Origin of the sequence: Prescottella equi, assembly GCF_020171745.1 — a bacterium.
In the GTDB taxonomy this organism is placed as follows: Bacteria; Actinomycetota; Actinomycetes; order Mycobacteriales; family Mycobacteriaceae; genus Prescottella; species Prescottella equi_A.
The window spans coordinates 357878-380826 of record NZ_JAIVAH010000018.1 but is presented as its reverse complement, the minus strand read 5'-3'; the positions used below and the strand labels follow the sequence as shown (position 1 = coordinate 380826).

Genomic DNA, 22949 nt, shown 5'->3' with positions numbered 1-22949 from the left:
CTGAGGAGCGGTATGAGTGAGTCGACGTCGGCGGCGCCGGCGGTTGGACAGATGGCGGAGATTCGCGATTTGCTCCCGGACGGTCCATCGGATCACCTGGTTGCGCAGCGGGGCCTGTTCGCGGGACCCAGCCCCCGCGTCACCGACAAGATGTACGCCAAGATCGTGTCCGGGGCCGCGCGCTTCGAGCGGCGCCAGGCCCGCCTCGAGCAGGGTGCGGTCATCGAGACCAACACCTACTTCGGCCGCTTCCCGGCGAGCTTCTGGCAGCGCTGGACCACCGTCACCAGTGTCCGGCTGACGTTGGCCTACGAGAGCACCGGATCGGCGTCGATCGCCCTGCGCGCCTCCGACGCGAAGGGCCGCAAGCGGCTGGTGACGCAGACGACCGTCGAGGGGACGGGCACCGTCACCCTGGAGGGCCGGCTCGACCGGTTCGTCGACGGCGGCGCGATGTGGTTCGAGGCCGCCGCCGAGTCGGGGAGCCTGACCATCACCGACGTCCGCTGGATCGTCGACGCCCCCGAGCGTCTGCGCCCGGCGGCCGTCGCCATCTGCACCTTCAACCGGGCCGACGACTGCCTGGCGACCGTCGGAACTCTGGCCGCGGACGCCGAGGTGATGGCGGGCATCGACACGGTGTGCGTGGTCGATCAGGGCACCGACCAGGTGCGGTCGCGTCCGGGCTTCGCGGATCTCGAGGCGGCCCTCGGCGAGAAGCTGATGTACCGGACCCAGGCGAACCTCGGTGGCGCCGGCGGGTTCGCGCGCGGCATGCACGAGATCGTCTCGGAGCCGGAGACCGCGCACTCGAACGTGATCCTGATGGACGACGACATCCTGTGCGAGCCGGAGACGGTGCTGCGGATGAACGCGTTTGCGAACATGACCGCACAGCCCGCGCTGGTCGGCGCCCAGATGCTCTCGCTGAGCAACCCGCAGATGCTGCACGTCAGCGCGGAGCGGGAAGTCCTCGACGAGATCAAGGCCGGCAACCTCACCACCGGCGCGATGATGGGCGTCGACCTGGTGAAGAAGCGGCAGGAGGAGCGCTTCGACGCCGGCTGGAACGGCTGGTGGACCTGCCTGATCCCGGGCGAGATCATCGCGGAGTGCGGGCTCCCGCTGCCGCTGTTCTTCCAGTGGGACGACATCGAGTACGGCATTCGCGCGCGTTTCGCCGGCCACCCGACGATCACGCTCCCCAACGCGGGTGTGTGGCACGCCGACTTCCACCTGAAGGACTACGACGACTGGTCCCGCTACTTCAGCATCCGCAACGGCCTGATCGTCTCGGCGATCTACGGACGGTTCGACGGCGCCACGATCGCCAAGTACCTGTTCCGCAAGACCAGCGAGCTGATCGTCTCGATGCAGTACGGGCTGGCCGCCACCTTCATCCAGGCGGCCGAGGACTTCCTGAAGGGGCCGTCGTTCCTCGACGACGGCGGCCAGGCGGTGCTCCGGGACATCCGCGAACTGCGCGCCAAGTACCCCGAGACGGTCGCGCGTCCCGCAGTCGAGGTGGGTGCCGAGGCCGACCGGCACACCCAGCTGGATTCGTGGAAGTTCGAACCCGACGAGAAGCGTGAGCCGCTGGTGCTCGCCAAGCGGGCGGTCCAGCAGTTCCTCGGCCGGGTCGACGGGCGCCCGGTGGCGATTCCGGCGACCTACGCCAACTGGTGGCACGTGTCGCTGTTCTCGCAGGCCACGGTCACCGACGCGTCCCAGGGCGCGGTCCGGGTCCGTCGCCGCGACAAGCAGGCTGCCGTGGAACTGGCCCGACGTGCGGCGAAGGTGTGCTGGCAGCTGCGCAAGGAAGCACCGCAGATGAAGACCGCCTACACCGAGGCGTTGCCGCAGATCACCAGTGCCGAGAACTGGACCCGGCTGTTCCAGTCCGGAAAGTGAGGGGCGGCCGGGCGCTGCCGCTCGTCGCGGGAGTGCTCGGCTTCCTGATCTCGTTCGCGGGATCGTGGAACGAATCGTTCTGGTGGGACGAGGCCGCCACCGTCGCCGCCGCGGATCGCTCGGTGCCGGACCTGGTCGAACTGCTGGGCCGGGTCGACGCGGTACACGGGCTGTACTACCTGGTGATGCACGGCTGGTTCTCGGTGTTCGGCGCCGGGGAGTTGTCGGCGCGGATTCCCAGTGCCCTGGCGGTCGGTGTCGGCGCGGCGGCGCTGCTGGAGTTGGCGCGACGGTTGGCTGGCACGCGCGTCGCCGTGGTCGCGGCGGCGGTGTTCGTGATCATGCCGCGGATCACCTGGGCCGGCAGCGAGGCCAGATCGTACGCGATGGTGGCGGCCGCCGCAGCACTCACCACGCTGGCGCTGGTGGTCGCGCTGCGGTCCACCCGCCGCCGGTGGTGGGTGGTGTACGCGCTGCTGGCGGCGCTGTCGGTGGTCCTCTTCCTCTACAGCGCGGCGCTGGTGGCGGCGCACGCGGTGACCGTCGCTCTGACCCCGGCGCGACACCGGTGGCGGTTCGCCGTCGCGGTCGCGGCGGCGGCCGCGGTGGCCGCACCGTTCGCCGTGCTGGCGGTGTCCCAGTCCAGGCAGATCGGCTGGGTGCCACCGCTCGATGCCTCGGTGCTGCACACGATCGCGGTCGAACAGTGGTTCCCGGAGGCCGTCTGGTTCGCGGCGGGCTGCCTGCTGGTCGTCGTCTGCGGCGCGCTCGCAGCGCTCTGGAGGCGCCGGCGCGGCGACTCCGCCGGTGCCGTGCTGGTGGTGGCCGTGCCGTGGCTGCTGGTCCCGATGGCGCTGTTCCTCGCCTACTCGGCCCTCGGTCAGAACATCTACCTGGGCCGGTATCTGATCTTCACGGCGCCGGCGGTCGCGTTGGTGGTCGCCGTCGCGGCGGTGTGGGCGTTCGCGTCCCGCGTCGCGCTGACCGCGGTGGTGCTGGCGTTGACGGTCGCGGCGCTGCCCGCGTATCTGGAACAACGCCGACCGTGGGGCAAGCCGGGCGGGATGGACTACAGCACGGTCGCCGACGACATCGCGGCCCGGGCGGCCGCGGGCGACTGCGTCGCCTTCCAGCCGATCGTGTCGTGGCAGCCGACCTCGCTGCGGTCGGTCGCGCAGGCCCGGCCCGACGCGTTCGCCGGCCTGGTGGACATCGGCTTCGGGGAATCGGGCGCGGACCGCGCCGAGCTGTGGGACGTGGATGCGCCCGCCGACGTGGTTGCCGACCGCGCACAGGAATGCGCGGTGGTGTGGGTGGTGACGGACGGGGAGCGGTCCACGGGAAGCCGCTACCTGCACCCGGCGAACGTGTGGTGGGAGTTCGCGCCGTTCCGGTTCGAGGACACCGAGCTGTACCGCGCGCTGGCGGGGGACGGGTTCGGGATCGACGAACGCGTCCCCGCCAACCACGCGCAGTTGGTGCGCCTCGTGCGGACGGGTCAGACCCAGTAGGCCACGCGGGAGCGGTAGTTGCGCATCGCGAGCAGTGCCGCGGTCCAGCCGACCACCGTCACCGCGAGCACGATCACCCAGTGGTACAGCTGCTGGTCGGTGCCCAGCAGCGGCGAGCGGACGATGTCGAGGAAGTGGTAGAGCGGGTTGATCTCGGCGATCCGGGCGCGGCCCTCGTTGCCCGTGCCCTCGAGGGTCTTCTCGGTCCAGATGATCGGGGTCATGAAGAACAGCAGCTGCACCACGCTGCCCAGCAGCGGGGCGATGTCCCGGTACCGCGTGGACAGGATGCCGAACAGCAGTGACACCCAGATCGCGTTGATGGCGATCAGCGCCAGCCCGGGTATGGCGGCCAGCGCGGTCCAGTGGATCGGCTGCGGGAAGACCGCGAAGATGACGACGTAGATGACGATGTTGTGCGCGAACAGGATCATCTGCCGCCAGACCAGGCGGTAGACGTGCACGCTCAACGGTGTCGGGAGCTGCTTGATCAGACCCTCGTTGGACACGAACACTTCCGCGCCCTCGAGGATGGACCCGCTGATCAGGTTCCAGATGATGAAGCCGAGAGTGACGTACGGCAGGAACGAGGCGATGTCCATGTCGAACAACGTGCCGTACAGCAGACCCATCGCCACCGCCGAGACACCGGTCGCGATCGTGATCCAGAAGGGGCCGAGGACCGAGCGGCGGTAACGCTGCTTGATGTCCTGCCAGCCCAGGTGGAACCACAGCTGGCGGTGACCGAGGCCCTCACGGAGGTCGCCTATCGCCCGCCGAAAACTCCGGGAGTCCATGCTCGTCGGGGAGTTCGCGGATTCGGTGGATACATCGGGCACAGGGGAGGAGACTACCCCGACCGGCGCGCCGCCCGGCCCGTCCGGGTTGTCGGTCCTGGATGAGCCGTCACTGCCGTTCAAAGCGTTCCTCTCGACCGAGCTTGCGCAACCGCACCCACTCCCGCAGACCTGCGGGGTCGCGGCGGGTGATCAGGAAGTACCAGCCGAACCGCAGCCACTCCTGCGGCAGGAGTCGACGCATTCCGGGCTGGGACAGCAGGTAGCCGCGGTTGCGGTAGGTGTAGAAGCGTTTGGTGTCGTTGTCCGGGTGCTGGGTGTGCATGCGGCCACCGAGGATCGGCTTGAACTCGTCGGTGCCGCACGGGTGCAGGTACGCGGTGGTCAGGCAGGTGCCGAACGGGAGCCCGGAGCGCACGAGTCGGCGATGCACCTCCACCTCGTCGCCCCGCACGAACAGGCGCAGGTCCGGCACGCCGACGGCGTCGATCGCCGCCGCCGAGAACAGGGCGCCGTTGAACAGCGACGCGATGCCGGGCAGCAGATCGCCCTCGCCGAGTTCGGAGCGCTTGCGGCGCCACTCCAGTCCGCGGCGGAGCGGGAAGGCCAGGCGCTCGGGGTCGTCGATGTTGCAGACGACGGGTGACACCTCGGCCAGTCCGTGACGTTCGGCGCAGGCGACGAGCGACGCCAGGACGTCGGGGCCCTCGGGGCGGCCGTCGTCGTCCGCGCACCAGATCCAGTCGGCGCCGAGCGCCAGCGCGTGCAGCATGCCGAGGGCGAAGCCGCCGGCGCCGCCCAAATTGTGCCGCGAGCCCAGATAGGTGGTGGGGACGGCGGCACCCTCGACGAGGTCGCGCACCGCTTCCTCGTCGGCGTTGTCGACCACGATCAGGTGGTCGAGTGGACGGGTCTGGGCGGCGAGGATCTTCAGGGACTCGGCGAGCAGTTCGCGTCGTCGATGGGTGACGACGACGCCGACGATCATGCTCACGCGATGCCCTTCGCTGCGTTCCGGTCCGCGCTCTCTCGGTCGATCTCGCGGATCACGTGGGCGACGTGGTCGCCGGCCTCGTCACCTTCGTAGGCGCGCACGACGTCTTCGATGCCGCCGTGCATGCGGATCTGGCCGTGGTCGATCCACAGGGCGGAATCGCACAGTTGCGCGAGGAATTCGTTGGAGTGGCTCGCGAAAACGAGGATGCCGGACCGCTCCACGAGTGCCTGCAGGCGGGTGCGGGCCTTCTTCATGAACTCCGCGTCGACCGCGCCGATGCCCTCGTCGAGCAGCAGGATCTCGGGGTCGATGCTGGTGACCACGCCGAGCGCGATGCGTACCCGCATGCCGGTGGAGTAGGTGCGCAGCGGCATCGACAGGTACTCGCCCAGTTCGGTGAACTCGGCGATCTCGTCGACCTTGGCGAGCATCTGCTTGCGGGTCATCCCCAGGAACATGCCGCGGATCAGGATGTTCTCGTAGCCGGAGATCTCCGGGTCCATGCCCACACCGAGGTCGAAGACCGGCGCGACCCGGCCGCGGACACGCGCGGTTCCGCGGGTCGGTTCGTAGATGCCGGACAGCAGCCGGAGCAGGGTCGACTTGCCGGCACCGTTGTGGCCCACGAGTCCCACCCGGTCGCCCGTCTTCAGCGACAGCGTGATGTCGCGCAGGGCCTCGACCACGACGACATCGGAGTCGTTGCGGCCGATCGCGCCGCCGGCCTTCCCGAGGAAGGCCTTCTTCAGAGACCGGGTCTTGGCGTCGAAGATCGGGAAATCGACGTACGCATTGTTGGTCTCGATGCTCACGTGGTCAGTCATGTGCGCCTTTCAAGCGATCCAGCCGACCGGATCCGCCCACCCGGCTGACACGGGGTCCGAGCCTACCGGCCTTACAAGTATTGGCCGGTCCCGCCCGACGCGGACCCGTCGTCGGCTCCGTACGCCCGGTGCTGCGGTCCCATGCTCATGCCCGGAGGCAGGGCACCCTGCCGCATCTGCTCGAGCTGCGCCCGCGCCGCCATCTGCTGCGCGAACAGGGCCGTCTGGATGCCGTGGAACAGTCCCTCGAGCCAGCCGACGAGCTGGGCCTGCGCGATCCGCAGCTCCGCGTCGGTCGGCACCGAATCGTCGGTGAACGGCAGCGTGAGACGTTCGAGTTCCTCCCGCAGCTCGGGAGCCAGCCCCTGCTCGAGCTCGCGCACCGACGACTTGTGGATCTCCCGCAGCCGGGTGCGGCTGGCGTCATCGAGCGGTGCCGCCCGCACCTCCTCGAGCAGTTGTTTGATCATCGTGCCGATTCGCATGACCTTCGCCGGCTGCTCCACCATGTCGGTGAGCGAGTCCCCGTCGGCGTCCCCGGCGGGTGTCGCCTGGGCGCCCGCGTCCTGGGTGCGCCCGGCCACGGGCACGGGGTGGCCGTCGGGGCCGATGACGAGCACTCGTTCGTTCTCCGGTTGCGTCATGGCTCCATCTTGTACGGTTCCGTGTCGAATTGGCGAGGGCGGGTTGGGGATGTCGAAAGTGGCGTGTGGTAGCGCGCATTCCGAAAAGTCGGATCTGAATCACACGGTGTTGACATCGGGTCCTAGAGTGTCGGGCATGGCTTTCGACGTTGCCCGGGTACGGGGACTGATCCCGTCGCTGGGCGACGGATGGGTCCACCTCGATCCGCAAGCCGGTATGCAGATTCCCGACGCGGTGTCCCGCACCGTGTCGACGGCCTTCCGCGCCTCGGCGTCGTCGGCCGGCGGGCGACACGTGTCGTCGCGGCGCAGCGCGGCGATCGTCGCGGCCGCGCGTGAGGCCGTCGCCGATCTGGTCGGCGGTGATCCCGCGGGTGTGGTGCTCGGGGCCGACCGGGCGGTGCTGCTGGCGTGGCTCGCGGAGTCGCTCAGTTCACGACTGGGGCTGGGCACCGGGCTGGTGCTGTCCCGGCTCGACGAGGAGGCCAACGTCGCCCCGTGGCTGCGCATCGCGAGCCGCTACGGCGCGCAGGTCCGCTGGGCCGAGGTGGAGATCGAGACGTGTGAGCTGCCGAGCTGGCAGTTCGCCGAACTGGTGCAGCCGACGACGCGGCTGATGGCGCTCACCGCGGCGTCGCCGATCGTCGGATCGGCACCCGCGGTCCGCGTCGCGGCCGACCGGATCCACGAGGTGGGTGGCCTGCTGGTGGTCGACGCCGTCGGCGCCGCACCGTACGCGCACCTCGACATCAACGAACTGGGCGCCGACGTCATCGCGGTCAGTGCTCCGTCGTGGGGTGGCCCGCAGGTGGGTGCGCTGGTGTTCCGCGATCCGACGCTGCTCGACCGCATCCCGGCCGTCTCGCTCAACCCGTACGCCCGTGGCGCCGAGCGGATGGAGGTCGGTGGTCACCAGTTCGCGTTGCTGGCCGGGCTGACCACGTCGATCGACTTCCTCGCCGGGCTCGAGGAGACCGCGACCGGCAGCCGCCGGCAGCGCCTCGAGACGTCGATCAGCTCGCTGCAGGCCTACCACGACCAACTGTTCGATTACCTGCTGCGCTCGCTCGACGCGCTGCCGCAGGTGACGGTGATCGGCCGGTCGCCGCTCCGGGTGCCGACGCTGAGCTTCACCGTCGCCGGTGTGCCCGCCGACAAGGTGGCGGCGCATCTCGCCGACAACCGGATCGCGACCGTCAGCGGCCCCCAGAGCGGCGGCCGACTGCTCGACGCGCTGGGGGTCAACGACGAGGGCGGCGCGATCACCGTGGGCCTCGCGCCGTACACCACCCGCTACGAGATCAACCAGCTCGTCAAGCACCTGTCGACGCTGGGCTGAGCCGGCCCGTCAGTCCTCGCCGACGGTGAGGACCACCTTTCCGACGGTGTCGGGGGAGTCGAGCATCTCGTGTGCGGTCGGCGCCTCCGTGATCGGCAGTTCCGCCGACACGACGGGTACGACGATGCCGTCGCCGACCAGCGGCCACAGCTTGTCGCGCACCGCCGCGATCACCGCGGCCTTGCTCGACGGCCCGGTCTCGGGCCGTCCCCGCAGCCCGGTCGCGAGCACCCGGGCGCGCTTGCCGAGCAGCTTGCCGATGTCCAGCTCGCCCTTGCGGCCGCCCTGCATGCCGATGATCACCAACTGGCCGTCGGGCGCGAGCGCGTCGATGTTGCGATCCAGGTACGACGCGCCCATGTTGTCGAGGATGATGTCGGCGCCGTGCCCGCGGGTGGCCTCGCGCAGCACCTCGACGAAGTCGGCGTCGCGGTAGTTGATCAGGATCTCGGCGCCCAGTTCGGCGCAGCGTTCGAGCTTGTCCGCGGACCCGGCGGTGACCGCGACGCGGGCGCCGAGGGCCTTGCCGACCTGGATGGCGTGGGTGCCGATGCCCCCGCCGCCGCCGTGGACCAGCAGCACCTGGCCGGCGTGCAGACCGCACTCCATCACCAGGTTCGACCACACGGTGCATGCCACCTCCGGCAGCGACGCCGCGGCCCGCAGGTCCAGGCCCTCCGGCACCGGCAGCAGTTGGGTGGCGGGGACCGCGACCTTCTCGGCGTAGCCACCGCCGGCGAGCAGTGCCGCGACGCGGTCGCCCACCTTCCAGCCGTGCACGTCGGGGCCGATCTCGGCGATCACCCCCGAACACTCGAGGCCGATGATGTCGCTCGCGCCGGGCGGCGGCGGGTAGAAACCCTGCCGTTGCAGCAGATCGGCACGGTTGACGGCGGTGGCGGCCACGTCGAGGAGGACCTCGCCGCGGCCGGGCGTCGGATCGGGAACCTCGGACCAGGTCATCACTTCGGGTCCGCCGGGTTCGGTAACTGTGATCGCGTACATAGCCCCGACGCTAGTCCGGTCGTGCGGTCGGCACCGCGCGAGCGTTCCCCGTACCGGCACGCTTCGTAGACGGGGGTGTGCGGCCGCTCGTGGACAGTGCTTGGCGGCCAAGGGAACTCGCGGTACTGGCACTCGAAGAATCCGGACCGGACCGGTCTCCACTTTTCGTCCGAAAGGTGTTGTCCGCGAACGGGATGGAGGCGAGTTCCCTCGAATGTCGTTGGTGGCCGTGGATCCGGCAAATGGGGTCGACCGGTTTGACGAGGCTCACGAAACTCGCGCGAGCGTGCTGCACACTGTCGAACGACCGGTAGCACTACTATGCATTCGTGACAGCAGATGCTCGAGTAACCACGGGTGCCGGGGTGGCGTGGCTCGGTGCCGACGAAATGCGCGCGTGGCGCGGTTTCATCGACGGCAGTCAGCGACTGATGGGCGTGCTGAACCGCGAATTACAGTCCGCGCACGACATGTCCCTCGCCGAGTACCGGATCCTCGTGATGCTGTCGGAGTCTCCGGACGGATCGCTGCGCATGAGTGACCTCGCCGACGGTGTGCTGTCGTCGCGCAGTCGGCTCACCCACCAGATCCGGCGCATGGAAACCGAGGGCATGGTCGAGCGCAGCCAGTGCGTCGAGGACGGTCGCGGCGTGCTCGCGGTCATCACCGACGAGGGCCGGCGCCGCCTCTCCGAGGCCGCCCCCACGCATCTCGCCGGGGTCCGCCACTACCTGATCAACCTGCTCGACAAGCAGGAGATGCGGGCGCTCGCCGAGGTCTTCGACAAGGTCGACAACGCGATCGGCGACCGCGCCGTCGGCTGAGCGGTTTCACGCGCCGGAGTCCGTGCGGTTAGGATCCCCCACGGAAGCGTGGCAGAGCGGCCGAATGCACTCGCCTTGAAAGCGAGCGTGGCGTTAAACCCACCGGGGGTTCAAATCCCTCCGCTTCCGCCGATGGAAGAAGGCTCTGATCTGGTTTCAATCGCCAGGTCAGGGCCTTTTTCGTCGTCTGTGAGCTGGTGCCGAAGTGCAACGGAGCCCGGTAGCACCTCATGGCAGCAGCCGGGTAACAGTGCGGACCATTAGCCGGACGGCGGGAGATGGCGGGACTACAGTCGGCCGGACTCGTCCTTCGACCGCAAGGTGGAGATCGCGATGAACCTGATCAAGAAGGTGGCAGCATCGGCGGTGGTCGCCGGAGCGGTATTCGTCGGAGCCGGGACCGCGCACGCGGACCCGCCGCCGACCACCGAGCAGCCACTGACCAAACAGCAGGCATTCGACAACATGTTGAACGAGTTGGGCCTCGGCTGGGAGCAGGGCGGCGCCGAGGGGGCCGCGACGGGCTCCGCCATAGGCCTCGGCATCGGCTGCATATCGATGTTCCCGGGCAGCCTCGCCGGCTGCATCATCGGCGGCCCGACCGGTGCCGTCATCGGAGGCCTCATCGGCATCGGCAACGGCAACCCGAAGGCCCAGCAGGCCATCGAAACGTACCTGAACACTCCCTAGGCCGAAACGCCCCGGAGCTGGATGAACAGCTCAGGGGCGCGGCATCCGCGCAGCGCTAGCCGGCGCACGCGATGCACGTGCGGGCTGCGGGCAGGGCGTCGAGCCGGGCCTCGCTGATCGGCTTGCCGCAGCGGGCGCAGACGCCGTACGTGCCGTTCTCGAGCCGTTGCGCCGCCGCGTCGAGTTCGTCGAGGTCGTGGCGGGCGTCGGAGAGTAGCGCGGCGACCTGGGCGCGTTCGAAGGCGATGGTCGAGCCCTCGGGGTCGTGCTCGTCGTCATCGGTGGTGAACTCGGAGCCCTCGACGATCGCGGCAAACCGCGCGGTCAGGGAGGCGATGCGGCGTTCCACGTCGGCACGTTCGGCGGCGATCCGGGCGCCGTGATCCGGAGCGGACATGGTCAACCTCCGCAGACGAGGGAGAGAAGTAGAGCGGACCGGTGCGCTCGGTCGCCTCACGGCGAAAGGCGCAACGCGGCTCCAGCCGAACGGAACTCCGCGAAGGCAAATAAATTGAGCCCGGGGGACACGGAGCGCACCGATCCGAACAGGTCAACGCCGTCCTCCGTCGGGGTATTCCGGGGGATCATAGTGATGTGGGCCACCTGTCGGCCGATGTCCGGCGACGGCTCGGATCCGTCCGTACCGTGGGTGTCCACCGATACCCAGGGGGGAGGGCGGAGGAACGATGCGTCGATCAGCGCTGGTGACAGTGGGGGTGGTGCTCGCACTGTCGATGTCCGGACCGGTGCTCGTGGCGCAGGCAGCGCCCGTCGAGCCGTCGCCGACGGTCACCGAGGCGGCTGCGCGCGTCGACCATGTGGTGAAGATCGACGACCGGCGCACCGCGCTGTTCGTGTTCTCACCGGCGATGGACAATGTGGTGCAGGTGCAGATCCTGCATCCGGCGGGGAACACCGAGCGGCCGTCGTTGTATCTGCTGGACGGCGTCAGTGCCGGATCCGAATCCGAGTACACCGAGAGCACGTGGACGCAGAAGACCGACGTCGTCGACTTCTTCGCGGACAAGAACGTCAACGTGGTACTGCCGGTCGGTGGTACGGCCAGCTACTACACCGATTGGGAGAGAACCGATCCCGTGCTCGGCACGAACCGGTGGGAGACGTTCCTGACGAAGGAACTGCCACCGATCGTCGACGGGCGGTTCCACGGCGACGGGACCAACGCGATCGCAGGGTTGTCGATGGGCGCGCAGGGCGCGATGACGCTCGTCACCCGCCATCCGGATCTCTACCGCGGCGTCGCCGCGCTGAGCGGCTGTATGGACACCGGCCGCATCGAATCGCAGGCAGGAGTGCGGGGCACCGTCGCGTCGAAGGGTGGGGACGCCGACAACATGTGGGGTCCGGTCGGTGACCCGGCGTGGTCCGCGCACGACCCGACGGTGAACGCCGAAAGCCTGCGCGGCAAGGAGATTTTCGTCTCGACCGGGAACGGTTTGGCGGGCCGGTACGAGCTGGGCGCGCCCGACGCGGTCGAGAAGGTGATCGTCGGTGGTCCGCTGGAGGCGGCGTCCAACGCGTGCACCCAGCTGTTCGAGTCGCGTCTCGGGCATCTCGGAATACCGGCCACGTTCCTGTTCCGCCCGTACGGAACTCACTCGTGGCCGTACTGGCAGGACGACCTGCACGCCGCGTGGCCGACTCTGGCCCGGGCACTGGGACTCTGACGGCCCGCGTCAACCGAGCGCGTCGGACAGCAGCGCCAGGTAGTGGTCGACGGGCCCCGCGGTCAGCACTCCGCTCGGCGCGCCCGCGATCTGGCCTGCCGCCGGAGCCAGAGCGTCGCGGCTGCGCCTCATGAGCGCGGTGTCGCTCACAGCGACTGCCGCCGTCGCGGCGAGTGCCCACAGCGCCTCGGCGAGGTGGTCCGCGGGCGGATCCGGGAGGGATCGCGCCGCGGCCGCAGCCTGCTCCGGACGGTGGTCGGCCAGGAGGAGTAGCGGGCGTGCCCACGGTTCGTACGGACCCCAGTCGGTGCCGGGGTCGAACGCGATCGGTCGCCGCTGCCACACGCGCAGGCACAGCACGGCCAGCGGCAGCATTCCCCGGTCGACGCCCGGCATTCCGGAGCCCTCGAGGCTTCGTGTGGCGGCTCGATATCCCGATTCTGCTTCCGCCCAAGATATTCCGTCAGTTGCCCGGCGCATCGCGCGGTACGACGCGACGAATGGCGCCACGAGCGGACGCTCGTGCAGCGCGCCGAGAGCTTCCACCGCGTCGGCCTCGCGGTCCGCGTCGTCGAAGTGCCCGAGACCGCCGAGCGCCTGCATGCGGATCAGGTGACCGAGGATCTCGAAGTTCACCAACGCGTGCCGCCGCGCGAGCCCGAGCACCTCCTGGCCGATCGAATCACGCTCGGGCGCCAGGCCGCAGCGGTGGAACGACTGCATGAACACTCCGCTGAGGGCGTGTGCCAGCAGCGTGGGATCGTCGAGATCGCGGGCCAGGCGCTCGGATTCCGTGGCCGCGCGGGCCGCGGCCACGTCGCGGGTGCCGCGCGACTCCATCGCGATGACCGCGAGCAGTCGGGAGCGCACACTGTCGTTGCCGTCGGGTAGGGCGGTCAGTGCTCGACGGGCGGCCGCTACGACGCCTGCCGCTTGTTCGGGATCGTCGGAGCGCGCCCAGACGCCCGGCACGTCGTAGCTTCCGATCACCCGGGCGGTGAGCACGGGATCGCCGAGTTTCTCTGCAGCGGTGACGGTTGCGAGCCGTTGCTCGCGGGCCGCGGTCAGTCCGGCGCCGCCGGTGACCGCCAGACTGCGCAGCAGGCTTACCGCGGACTCGAGCTGTGCTCGGGAACCGGCCCCGGAAACCCGTTGGTGGGCCGCGGCCGCGGCCGTGAAGACCTGCCCCGTGCCGGTGCTGTCGCGAACGGGATACAGGATCGGATTCTGTTGTAGAACATCGATTTCCAGTTGACGCAGCGCGGGGGACGGGTCGATCCCCAGGTTGTCCGCGAGGAGTGCCCGCGCGCGGCGCAGCACGGCGAGCGACTCGCCCTGCCTGCCGCAGCGGTAGAGCGCGACACCGAGAAGCCGCCACCCTTCCTCACGCCACGGATGCTCGGTGACGTGCGCGTCGAGTTCCGGGACGGCGTCGGCTGCCCGATCGAGAGCCAGGAGGGCCTCCGCCCGGCGTTCGATCGCGACCAGCCTGAGCTGCTCCAGGCGTTTGCGTTCGCTTCGCGCCCAATCCATCTCGTCGAAGTCGGCGTAGGCGGGCCCGCGCCACGCCGCGAGCGCGGCGTCGAGGATTTCGCGGGTGCGGGCGGGCGGCTCGTGTGCGGACGCGGCGACCATCCGCTCGAAGGTCCAGGCGTCGACCGCATCCGTGGCGGGGCGAATCGCGTATCCCGGACCCTCGGTGACGAGCAGGGTGGCGGCGGCACGTGGCGGTCGGTCCGGTTCGAGAGCTCTGCGCAGCGCGGCGACGAACGTGCGGACGGCAGCGGCCGCACCGTCCGGGGGCGAGTCCCAGAGGTCGTCGATCAGCACGTTCAGCGGGACGACCCGGCCCCGCGCCGCGAGCAGGCGAGCGAGGACGGCGCGATGGCGTGGGCCCTTCAACGCGACGGGACGTCCGTCGTCGTCCCACGCGGCGGTCGGGCCGAGCACACCGAACGTCGTCGACACCGGTGCTCACCCCTTCCCGTCGCGTGCTCATCGAATGCTCATCCGGTTCCGCCAGGGTGGACGGCGCATCACCGACAGCGAAAGGACCGACACATGTCCGCAGTGCATTCCGGGCCCACGATTCCCGGCTTCGACTACCAGCGGGTGACCGTGGCCGACGGCGTCGACCTCAACGTCGCCACCGGCGGGACGGGCGCTCCGATCGTACTCCTGCACGGGTTCCCGCAGACCCACCTCATGTGGCGTCACGTCGCCGGCGCGCTCGCCTCCGACCACACGGTCATCTGCCCCGACCTGCGCGGCTACGGTGCGAGCGACAAGCCGGTGGAGACGGACCGTGACGTCTACTCCAAGCGCACCATGGCGGCCGACGTCGTCGCCGTCGCCGCCGCGCTGGGCCACGACCGCTTCGCCCTGGCCGGCCACGACCGGGGTGCGCTCGTCGCGGTCCGCGCCGCGCTGGATCATCCCGACACCGTCACGCATCTCGCGAGCCTCGACGTCCTACCGACGCTCGACATGTGGGACGTGCTGCACGGCGCGAACGCGGCCGTGGCGTTCCACCTCTACCTGATGGCACAGCCGCCCGGCCTGCCGGAGCGGATGATCGAGGCGAGCGCCGACGCGTTCTTCGGGTACTTCCTCGATGTGTGGACGCCGAATCCCGCCGCGATTCCCGACGACGTTCGCGCCGAATACCTTCGGGCGTCACGGGAGGCCGTGCCGTCGATCGTCGCCGACTACCGGGCATCGGCCGGCATAGACGTGGAACACGACCGCGCCGATCGCGAGTCGGGGCGACAACTCGCGATGCCGGTCACCGTCGTCCAGCAGAACTGGGGCGACGCTCTCGGCTACGACGCCGCCGGGCTCTGGCGGGCGTGGGCACCCGACCTGGTTCACCGGACGATGGACGCGGGGCACTTCATGGCCGAGGAGTCGCCGCAGGAGATCGTCGCAGTGCTCCGCGATCTCCTGGTGCGCTAGTCGCGGCCGCCCGCCGCAGTGTGGCGACGCTCACTACACTGTGGCGGACGCGCCACGCGGGGCGCTCGGAGGCAGTGGAGTGGAGGTCACGGAAGACATGTCTGCGGTGTCTCCGACCCGGTCCGGCCGCGACTCCCTGCTGGCCCGGATGACGCGGATCCTGGACGTGTTCGACGATCCGAACGCAGACCTCAGTCTCGATCAGATCGCCCGCCGCTCCGGGCTGCCCCGGTCGAGCACGCACCGGATCATCGTCGAGATGATCGATCTCGACTGGCTGACGCGGTGGGGGCGCAACTTCCGTCTCGGGCCACGTGCGCTCGGTGCCGTCGGGCCGCAGGCCGCCCACGCCCGGATTCGAGTGGGTGCGAGCGGGGTGCTCCAGGAACTGTTCCTGCGCACCGGCATGGTGATTCATCTGGGTGTTCTCGACGGCGGGCAGGAGTACTTCCTCGACAAGATCGGCGGGCCGTTCGCGCGGCGACTCCGCTCGCGCGTCGGTACCCGGCTCCCCGCCGATCGCGGGGCCGGCGGACGGTCCATGCTCGCTCTGCTTCCACCGGAGGAGGTGGACGACATGATGGGGCCGGTCCTGTCCGGTCAGGGTGTCGGAGCTCGATGGACGATGCCGGCGCTGCACGCGGAGCTGGCCCGGATCCGGGCCAGGAACGGCGTCGCCTTCGAGACCGTGGCGACGGGCGCCGGCGCCGAGATGCTGACTGTCGGGAGCGTGGGCTGCGCGGTCCGGTCGAAGGACGGTGCAGTGGTGTCCCTGAGTGTTGCCGGCGATGCGAACTCGATCCACCCCGAGCGCCTGGTTCCGGTCATCCGGGAAGCCGCGGCCGCGCTGGCGCGGGCCGTCTGACTCCTTTCATCTCGTGTGGCGGGACGCGCGCGCTGCGGTCGGCGGTCCCGTGGCTCACTGGCCCCGAACGCACACGAGGGAAGGTTGGCGATGAATCGTTTCGAAGGACAGGTAGCACTGATCACCGGCGGCGCCCGCGGACAGGGGCGCTCCCACGCCGTCGCCTTCGCGGAAGGTGGCGCCGACGTGATCGTCACGGACCGCTGCGCGGCCGTCGACGTCGTCGGGTACCCGATGCCCACCGAGGACGATCTCGCGGAGACGGTCTGCCTGGTGGAGAAGACCGGACGCCGTTGCCTCGCGATCACGGCCGACACCGGCGACCGGTCCGCGATGGACGCGGCGGTCGCGCGGGGTCTCGAGGAGTTCGGCCGGATCGACATCGCCGTCGCCAATGCCGGGGTGTCCGTGCAGGGTGCCGTGCAGGACACCTCGTCGGAGGTGTGGGACGAGGTGATCGGCACGAACCTGACCGGCGTGTTCAACACGATCGCCGCGGTCGCGCCGACCATGACCGAGCAGCGGTACGGCCGCATCGTCACCATCTCGTCGATGCTGGGCCGACAGGGCAACACCAACATGGCCGCCTACTGCGCGTCGAAGTGGGGCGTGATCGGCCTGACCAAGAGCGCCGCACTGGATCTGGCGAAGTCGGGGATCACCGTCAACGCGATCGCCCCCGGCAACATCGCCACGACGATGCTGCACAACGACGCCCTCTACCGGCACCTGCGGCCCGACCTGGAGACGCCGGGTCCCGACGACATCGAAGGCATCATGCGCGGCCTGCACGCGATTCCGACGCCGTGGCTCGAGCCGGGCGAGATCACCCGCGTGGTGCTGTTCCTCGCGGACGCGGCCAGCGCGCACATCTCGGGCACGGTCGTGCCCGTGGACGGCGGCAACGCCGGACGCGTCACCGCCTGAGCACCTTTCATGATCATGCAAAGTGAGGAAGGAGGACGCCGCGATGACGGTGCACCTCGACGGCGATGACCGGATCCGTGAGATCGAAACCGGCATCGCTCCAACCCGTTTCGCGCGTGGTTGGCACTGTCTCGGCCTGTCGGAGGCGTTCAAGGACGGGAAGCCGCACTCGGTCCACGCCTTCGGCACCAAGCTGGTCGTGTTCGCCGACAGCCAGGGCGATGTGCAGGTCTTGGACGCCTACTGCCGGCACATGGGTGGAGATCTGAGCCAGGGTGAGATCAAGGGCGATACCGTCGCGTGCCCGTTCCACGACTGGCGCTGGAACGGCAAGGGGCGCTGTACCGACATTCCCTATGCCCGAAGGGTTCCCCCGGTGGCGAAGACCCGAGCCTGGCATGCCCTCGACCAGGACGGACTGCTGTTCGTCTACAGCGATCCCGAGGGTAATCCGCCGCCGCCCGAGGTTGCGCCGCCCCGCATCCCGGGGGCGACGTCGGGCGAGTGGACGGAGTGGAAGGGCTTCAAACAGACTGTCGTGCAGACGAACTGCCGCGAGTTGATCGACAACAATGTCGACATGGCGCACTTCTTCTACGTGCACGGGTCGTTCCCGACCTACTTCAAGAACGTCTTCGAAGGGCACGTCGCGGTGCAGCACATGAACGGGGTGAGCCGCGAGGACATCCGCCCGCCGAGCAAGGACGGCGAGCCCAAGCTGATCGGCAACAGTTCGAAGGCCGCGTACTACGGCCCGTCCTTCATGATCGACGAGTTGACCTATCACTACGACCGATTCGACATCGACTCAGTGCTGCTCAACTGCCACTACCCGATCGATGCGAACAGCTTCGTGCTCACCTACGGCGTGATCGTCAAGAACTCCGAGCACCTGGACGCGGTTGCGGCCGAACGGATGGCCGAGAACATGGGTGCGTTCATCACGAAGGGCTTCGAGCAGGACGTCGAGATCTGGCGGAACAAGATCCGGATCGACAACCCCCTCCTGTGCGAGCAGGACGGACCGGTGTACCAGCAGCGCCGGTGGTACGAGCAGTTCTACGTCGACGTCGCCGACGTCGAGCCGGACATGGTGAACCGCTTCGAGTACGAGCTCGACACGACCCGGCCGGTCGAGTCGTGGCGGCAGGAAGTGGCCGACAACCTCGCGCGCCGCGGCTGAAGACGACGAGTCGACGGCTGTGGGGCCACGCATCGCCTGCGGCCCCACAGCCCGTTGCCCGACTCAGATGGCGCCGGCCGATCCGCTGAAGAAGTCGAGCGCGCCGAACAGATCGGAGAAGGCGCCGAAGAACTCGGACAGGAAGCTCAGGTCCATGTGAAGAAAACCTTTCGGTTGTAAGGGGTTACGCGGTTGCGCAATCAAAGGATGCGTCGCGAACCTTGGGATGCGGTTGGGTGAACCTGGCAGGGTTCTGGCAAACCGGACACCGCTAACGTGGACCGCGTGGTCGTGGATTCACCGCAGGTGCGCGTCACCCGGCTTCGGGCGGGACTGCATGTCCTGATCGTGGTGCTGGTGCTGGTCGTGCTGTTGCGGGCAGCGTTGTTGTCGGAGCCGAGTGTCGGCTGGATCGGGCTGTTGGCCTGCGTCTTCGCCGTGCTCTACATCGTCGGGACCGCATATCCGCAGCGCGGTGCGCTCCGTATCGCGTGGATGGTCGCGCTGACCGGGCTCTGGCTGGCGTTGACGCTGGTCGGTGCCGACGCGGCGTACGTGTCGTTCGGGTTGTTCCTGCTGTTCGTGACGGAACTGTCGCTGCGCTGGGCGCTGGCCGCGGTGCTGGTCGTGACCGCGGTGAACATCTCGATCGGCGTGTGGGAATCCGGGCCGTGGGGCGCGGCGGTGGCCGGCAGCGTCTTCGGGGCGGTGGTGGCCATCGTCATCGGGCTCGGATTCCGGGTGCTGTTCGACGAGACCGAGCGCCGGCAGGCGCTGATCGAGGACCTCCGACGCACCCGGGCCGCCCTCGCGGACAGGGAGCGCTCGGCCGGCGAACTCGCCGAGCGGCAGCGGCTGGCACAGGAGATCCACGACACCGTCGCCCAGGGGCTGAGCAGCATCCAGATGCTCCTCCACGCGGCCGAGGCCGAACCGCTGCCGGCGCGGGCCGCGGAGAAGGTGGCCCTGGCCCGGCAGACCGCGTCGGCCAGCCTCGCCGACGCCCGGGGCCTGGTCGCGGCCCTGGCACCCGCGGATCTGGTCGGCGGCTCCCTGATCGAGGCCCTGTCGCGGGTGTGCGAGCGCGCCGCCGGCGCCACCGACGTCCGGCTGCTGGTGGAGGGGGAGCCGGCCCGGCTGCCGATGCCGATCGAATCCGCGCTCGTCCGCATCGCCCAGGGGGCGGTGTCGAACGTGGTGCGGCACGCGGACGCTCGCCTGTGCGTCGTGACGCTGACCTACGGCGTGGACGCCGTGCACCTCGACATCGTCGACGACGGACGCGGATTCGACGTCGGCATCGTCGGCGATCCCGCCGTCCACAGCTTCGGTCTGAATTCGATCCGCGGGCGCGTCGAGCAGCTGTCGGGGCGCTGGTCGATCGAGTCCGAGCCGGGGCACACGGCGATGTCGGCTACCTTTCCCCTGATCGAGACGGGGGTGACCGATGATCCGGTTGATCTTGGCTGACGACCACGCCATCGTGCGGGCGGGCCTGCGGGCGCTGCTCGAACGCCACCCGGACGAGGTGTCCATCGTCGGTGAGGCGGCCACCGCGGAGCAGGCGGTGGCACTGTGCCGCGGCGGGGGCGTGGACCTGGTGTTGATGGATCTGCGCTTCGGGCCGGGCCGGTCCGGGGCGGAGGCGACGCGCGAGATCCGGGCCCTGCCCGACCCGCCGCGGGTGCTGGTGGTGACCAACTACGACACCGACGCCGACATCCTGCGTGCCATCGAGGCGGGGGCGAGCGGCTACATCCTCAAGGACACCGCGCCGACGGAATTGCTGGCGGCGGTGACGGCCGCGGCGGCCGGCGAGAGCGCGCTGTCGCCGGCGGTGGCGTCGAAGCTGATGTCGCAGATGCGCGATCCCGGCCCCGATCTCACCGCCCGCGAGGTGCAGGTGCTCGAGGCCGTCGCGGCCGGACACTCCAACCGGGACATCGCCCGGCAGATGTTCCTCAGCGAGGGCACGGTCAAGTCCCACCTGGCGCGGGTGTACGCCAAGCTGGACGTGCGATCGCGCACCGCCGCGGTGGCCCGGGCGCGGGCCCGGGGCGTCATCGGCCCCGCCGGCTGACCGGCGCGACTACATCGAAAGTTAGAGCCGAGTCGGGTCGTTCGGTAGATGTGGTGGCGGCCGCGGGCTGCTGCAATTGGATACCGTGAAAACCCTTGTCAACGCCGCATTCGGCTACGCGATCCTCGGTCTTCTCTCCGGTCTGTACTACCGCGAGCTCACGAAGGCGCACGACTTCGACGGCCGCACCATGCTGGCCACCGTCCACACGCACCTGCTGGTGCTCGGGGTGATCTTCCTGCTGGTGGTCGTCGCGCTGGAGAAGCTGTTCACGCTGTCGGCGAGCCCGCTGTACCGCTGGTTCACCACCACGTTCCACGCCGGGCTGATCCTGACCGTGTCGATGCTGACGGTGCACGGGACCATGCAGGTCCTCGGCAAGGGCGACTCGCCCGCGATCTCCGGCATCGCCGGCATCGGCCACATCCTGATCACCGTGGCGTTCGTCCTGTTCTTCCTGGCGCTGCGCTCGGTGGTCGCCGCGCCGGCCAAGCCGGTGGCCGCGGCCGACGAGCAGCCGGTCGGCTGAGCGGGGACATCGACGTGTACTCAGCCTTCCTGCACCGCTTCTTCGGCACCCGGCGCCGCGCCGGTGTCGTCGTGCTGCTGTGGGTCCTCCTGGTGGGTCTGCTCGCCGGGATCGCGCCCAGCCTCGACGACGTCGAGAACAACGACGCCGCCAACGATCCGCCCGCGACGTCCGCCTCGATGCGGGCCGCCGACCTCGCCGCCGATCTGTTCCCCTCGGACGAGGGAACCCCGGCGATCGTGGTGGTCGACTCGGCCGGCGCCGCGGACACCCGCGCCGCGGTCGACCGGATCGCCACCCGGATCGCCGACAGCCGCGCCGACGATCCCGCGATCAGCGCGGTGATCACCGCGGACCGCGGCGGCGCCGACATGCGCACCGCCGACGGCACCAGCGAGATGATCGTGGTCCCGTTGGCCGGCAGCCCGTCCGACAAGGCGTTCCAGCAGACCGTCGACGATCTGCGCACGATCGCCGCGGACGAGGCGGGGCCCGCCGCCGTCGCGGTCACGGGGCCGGCCGGTATCGCGACCGACACGGTCAAGGTGTTCAGCGGCGGCGACAAGGTACTGCTGCTGGGCACGATCCTGCTGGTCGTCGTGCTGTTGATGCTCATCTACCGGTCCCCGGTGCTGGTGGTCGTCGCGCTGGCCGGCGTCGGCATCGCGATGCGACTGGCGCAGACGCTGGGCGCGATGATGGCCGACCTGGGCTGGTTCGACATCAGCTCCCAGACCGCGTCGATCATGACGGTGCTGCTGTTCGGTGTCGGCACCGACTACGCGCTCATCGTCACCGCGCGCTACCGGGAGGCGCTCGCAACCGAGCCCGACCGCAGCGCCGCGATGGTGCAGGCGCTGCGCGGGGTCGGGGAGTCCATCGTCTCGAGCGTGTCGACGATCGTGCTCGCGATGCTGGCGCTGACGGTCGCGGTGACCCCGGCGCTGCGCGGCTTCGGCCCGTACCTGGCGCTCGGTGTCGCCTCGATGGCCCTCGTCGCCTTCACGTTCACGCCGGCGCTCATGGTGCTGCTCGGTGGAAAGCTGTTCTGGCCCTCCAGTATCCAGAAGGCGACCGAACGCAAGGACGGCAAGGTGTGGGGCCGGTTGGCGGTGGCCGTCCAGCGGTCGCCGAAGGCGATCCTCGCGGCCACGCTGGCCGCGCTGGTGGTGATGAGCATGGGGTTGCTCGGCTACAGGGAGAGCTTCGACTTCATCAGCGGCTTCCGCATCGACACCGAGTCGGAGACCGGGCAGCAGTTGATCGGTGACACGTTCGGGCCGGGCGAGATCGCGCCCGCCACGGTGTACGTCACGCAGTCCGGTGGCACCGTCTCGCCGGCGCAGTGGAGTTCGATCCGGGATCAGTTGTCCGACGTGGACGGCATCGCCCGCGTCGGCGACCGCGAGCGGATCAGCACGGACGGCCGGGCCGCGGCCTTCGAGGTGGCGTTCACCGACAATCCCTACAGCCCAAAGGCATTGGACCGGATCGAGCCGCTGACCGCGACCACGACGGCGATCGCGACCGACGCCGGACTGGCCGGCGCCGAGGTGCTGATCGGTGGCGAGAGCGCCCGTGCGGCCGATACCCGTGCGGCCCTGGACCGCGACATGAAGGTGGTGGTGGCGCTGGTGCTGATCATTGTCACCGGGGTGCTGGTGTTGTTGCTGCGGTCGCTGCTCGCGCCGCTGTACCTGGTGGCGACGCTGATCCTGTCGTTCACGGCGACCCTCGGCATCACCACGTTCCTCACCGTGACGATGTTGGGCGACGAGGGGATCGGTAACCGCGTCGCGGCCTACATCTTCGTCTTCCTCGTCGCACTGGGCGTCGACTACAACATCTTCATCATGAGTCGATACCGGCAGGAACTCGCCGATCATCCTCCGGCGGAAGCGATGCGGATCGCACTGACCCGGACCGGTGGCGTGATCTCCTCGGCCGGGCTGATCCTGGCGGCCACCTTCGCGGTGCTGATGACCCAGCCGATCCGGGAACTGTTCCAGTTCGGTCTGGCGATGGCGATCGGCATCCTGCTCGACACCTTCGTGGTGCGGCCGCTGCTGGTGCCGGCGATCATCCACCTGTTGGGGGACAAGGCGCTCTGGCCGGCACGCCCACCGCACCCGCAGCCGACCGAGTCCCGCACGCCGGAACTCGTGTGAGCCACACTGGCG

The 22949-nt window shown here is 69.5% G+C and carries 21 protein-coding genes and 1 tRNA gene; 15 read left to right on the top strand and 7 right to left on the bottom strand.

Going from position 1 to position 22949, the window contains the following annotated elements; genetic code table 11:
• Positions 1 to 12 precede the first annotated feature (12 nt).
• Both LCL87_RS16675 and LCL87_RS16670 read left to right on the top strand, forming a co-directional pair.
• Complete coding sequence (locus LCL87_RS16675) at positions 13 to 1911, top strand: glycosyltransferase (protein WP_225021543.1); 1899 nt, start codon at positions 13 to 15, stop codon at positions 1909 to 1911.
• Positions 1908 to 3422, top strand: coding sequence for a glycosyltransferase family 39 protein (locus LCL87_RS16670; protein WP_225021541.1), 1515 nt, complete (start codon positions 1908 to 1910; stop codon positions 3420 to 3422). The genes LCL87_RS16675 and LCL87_RS16670 overlap by 4 nt, the downstream gene beginning before the upstream one ends.
• Here the strand turns inward: LCL87_RS16670 and wzm are convergent.
• The 4 genes from wzm to LCL87_RS16650 all read right to left on the bottom strand — a co-directional run bounded on the left by wzm (position 3410) and on the right by LCL87_RS16650 (position 6684).
• Entirely contained in the window at positions 3410 to 4219 is an 810-nt protein-coding gene (gene wzm, locus LCL87_RS16665; RefSeq protein WP_225021599.1) for a galactan export ABC transporter permease subunit Wzm/RfbD, read from the bottom strand. The two genes, LCL87_RS16670 and wzm, sit on opposite strands and share 13 nt — an antisense overlap.
• Before the next feature lie 109 nt (positions 4220 to 4328).
• Positions 4329 to 5207, bottom strand: coding sequence for a galactofuranosyltransferase GlfT1 (glfT1, locus tag LCL87_RS16660; RefSeq protein ID WP_225021597.1), 879 nt, complete (start codon positions 5205 to 5207; stop codon positions 4329 to 4331).
• A gap of 2 nt (positions 5208 to 5209) precedes the next feature.
• Positions 5210 to 6040 carry a galactan export ABC transporter ATP-binding subunit Wzt/RfbE gene (gene wzt / locus LCL87_RS16655; RefSeq protein WP_225021539.1) on the bottom strand — a complete coding sequence of 277 codons (831 nt, stop codon included), beginning with the start codon at positions 6038 to 6040 and terminating at the stop codon, positions 5210 to 5212.
• A 71-nt stretch (positions 6041 to 6111) separates the two neighbouring features.
• The gene (locus LCL87_RS16650; protein WP_225021537.1) at positions 6112 to 6684 is read right to left on the bottom strand and encodes a bacterial proteasome activator family protein; all 573 of its coding nucleotides are present in this window, start codon (positions 6682 to 6684) and stop codon (positions 6112 to 6114) included.
• A gap of 136 nt (positions 6685 to 6820) precedes the next feature.
• On the opposite strand from LCL87_RS16650, the gene LCL87_RS16645 reads away from it, so the two are divergent.
• Positions 6821 to 8023 carry a cysteine desulfurase-like protein gene (locus LCL87_RS16645; RefSeq protein WP_225021535.1) on the top strand — a complete coding sequence of 401 codons (1203 nt, stop codon included), beginning with the start codon at positions 6821 to 6823 and terminating at the stop codon, positions 8021 to 8023.
• 9 nt (positions 8024 to 8032) lie between these two features.
• Here LCL87_RS16645 and LCL87_RS16640 read toward each other — a convergent pair whose 3' ends face one another.
• Positions 8033 to 9028, bottom strand: a complete 996-nt coding sequence (locus LCL87_RS16640) for an NAD(P)H-quinone oxidoreductase (protein ID WP_225021528.1) — start codon at positions 9026 to 9028, stop codon at positions 8033 to 8035.
• A gap of 389 nt (positions 9029 to 9417) precedes the next feature.
• Here LCL87_RS16640 and LCL87_RS16635 point away from each other — a divergent pair, with 389 nt between their 5' ends.
• The 3 genes from LCL87_RS16635 (at position 9418) to LCL87_RS16625 (ending at position 10542) form a co-directional block, all read left to right on the top strand.
• Positions 9418 to 9852 carry a MarR family transcriptional regulator gene (locus LCL87_RS16635; protein ID WP_225021595.1) on the top strand — a complete coding sequence of 145 codons (435 nt, stop codon included), beginning with the start codon at positions 9418 to 9420 and terminating at the stop codon, positions 9850 to 9852.
• A 42-nt stretch (positions 9853 to 9894) separates the two neighbouring features.
• A tRNA-Ser gene (locus LCL87_RS16630) sits at positions 9895 to 9981 on the top strand.
• A gap of 204 nt (positions 9982 to 10185) precedes the next feature.
• The gene (locus LCL87_RS16625; protein ID WP_225021526.1) at positions 10186 to 10542 is read left to right on the top strand and encodes a DUF3482 domain-containing protein; all 357 of its coding nucleotides are present in this window, start codon (positions 10186 to 10188) and stop codon (positions 10540 to 10542) included.
• 55 nt (positions 10543 to 10597) lie between these two features.
• On the opposite strand, the gene LCL87_RS16620 is transcribed toward LCL87_RS16625, so the two are convergent.
• Positions 10598 to 10939, bottom strand: coding sequence for a TraR/DksA C4-type zinc finger protein (locus LCL87_RS16620; RefSeq protein ID WP_225021524.1), 342 nt, complete (start codon positions 10937 to 10939; stop codon positions 10598 to 10600).
• 289 nt (positions 10940 to 11228) lie between these two features.
• Between LCL87_RS16620 and LCL87_RS16615 the strand changes: the two genes are divergently transcribed.
• On the top strand, positions 11229 to 12230 hold the full coding sequence (locus tag LCL87_RS16615) for an alpha/beta hydrolase (protein WP_225021522.1): 1002 nt from the start codon (positions 11229 to 11231) through the stop codon (positions 12228 to 12230).
• A 9-nt stretch (positions 12231 to 12239) separates the two neighbouring features.
• Here the strand turns inward: LCL87_RS16615 and LCL87_RS16610 are convergent, their stop codons facing one another.
• Positions 12240 to 14198, bottom strand: coding sequence for a BTAD domain-containing putative transcriptional regulator (locus LCL87_RS16610; RefSeq protein ID WP_225021520.1), 1959 nt, complete (start codon positions 14196 to 14198; stop codon positions 12240 to 12242).
• Positions 14199 to 14291: 93 nt separating this feature from the next.
• Here LCL87_RS16610 and LCL87_RS16605 point away from each other — a divergent pair, with 93 nt between their 5' ends.
• From LCL87_RS16605 to LCL87_RS16570, 8 genes are all read left to right on the top strand, one after another.
• Positions 14292 to 15185, top strand: coding sequence for an alpha/beta fold hydrolase (locus tag LCL87_RS16605; protein WP_225021518.1), 894 nt, complete (start codon positions 14292 to 14294; stop codon positions 15183 to 15185).
• A 97-nt stretch (positions 15186 to 15282) separates the two neighbouring features.
• A complete protein-coding gene (locus tag LCL87_RS16600) occupies positions 15283 to 16050 on the top strand; it encodes an IclR family transcriptional regulator domain-containing protein (protein ID WP_225021515.1) in 768 nt (255 codons plus the stop codon).
• Positions 16051 to 16140: 90 nt separating this feature from the next.
• Positions 16141 to 16977, top strand: coding sequence for a mycofactocin-coupled SDR family oxidoreductase (locus tag LCL87_RS16595; RefSeq protein WP_225021514.1), 837 nt, complete (start codon positions 16141 to 16143; stop codon positions 16975 to 16977).
• 43 nt (positions 16978 to 17020) lie between these two features.
• Positions 17021 to 18160: a 3-ketosteroid-9-alpha-monooxygenase, oxygenase component gene (locus LCL87_RS16590; protein WP_225021594.1), complete on the top strand. Its 1140-nt coding sequence runs from the start codon at positions 17021 to 17023 to the stop codon at positions 18158 to 18160.
• A gap of 285 nt (positions 18161 to 18445) precedes the next feature.
• Positions 18446 to 19630: a sensor histidine kinase gene (locus tag LCL87_RS16585; RefSeq protein ID WP_225021512.1), complete on the top strand. Its 1185-nt coding sequence runs from the start codon at positions 18446 to 18448 to the stop codon at positions 19628 to 19630.
• Positions 19608 to 20240 (top strand): response regulator transcription factor, encoded by a 633-nt coding sequence (locus LCL87_RS16580; protein ID WP_225021510.1) that lies wholly within the window; start codon positions 19608 to 19610, stop codon positions 20238 to 20240. The genes LCL87_RS16585 and LCL87_RS16580 overlap by 23 nt, the downstream gene beginning before the upstream one ends.
• 85 nt (positions 20241 to 20325) lie before the next feature.
• Positions 20326 to 20769, top strand: coding sequence for a DUF2871 domain-containing protein (locus tag LCL87_RS16575; RefSeq protein WP_225021508.1), 444 nt, complete (start codon positions 20326 to 20328; stop codon positions 20767 to 20769).
• A gap of 14 nt (positions 20770 to 20783) precedes the next feature.
• Positions 20784 to 22937, top strand: coding sequence for an MMPL family transporter (locus LCL87_RS16570; protein ID WP_225021506.1), 2154 nt, complete (start codon positions 20784 to 20786; stop codon positions 22935 to 22937).
• Positions 22938 to 22949 lie beyond the last annotated feature (12 nt).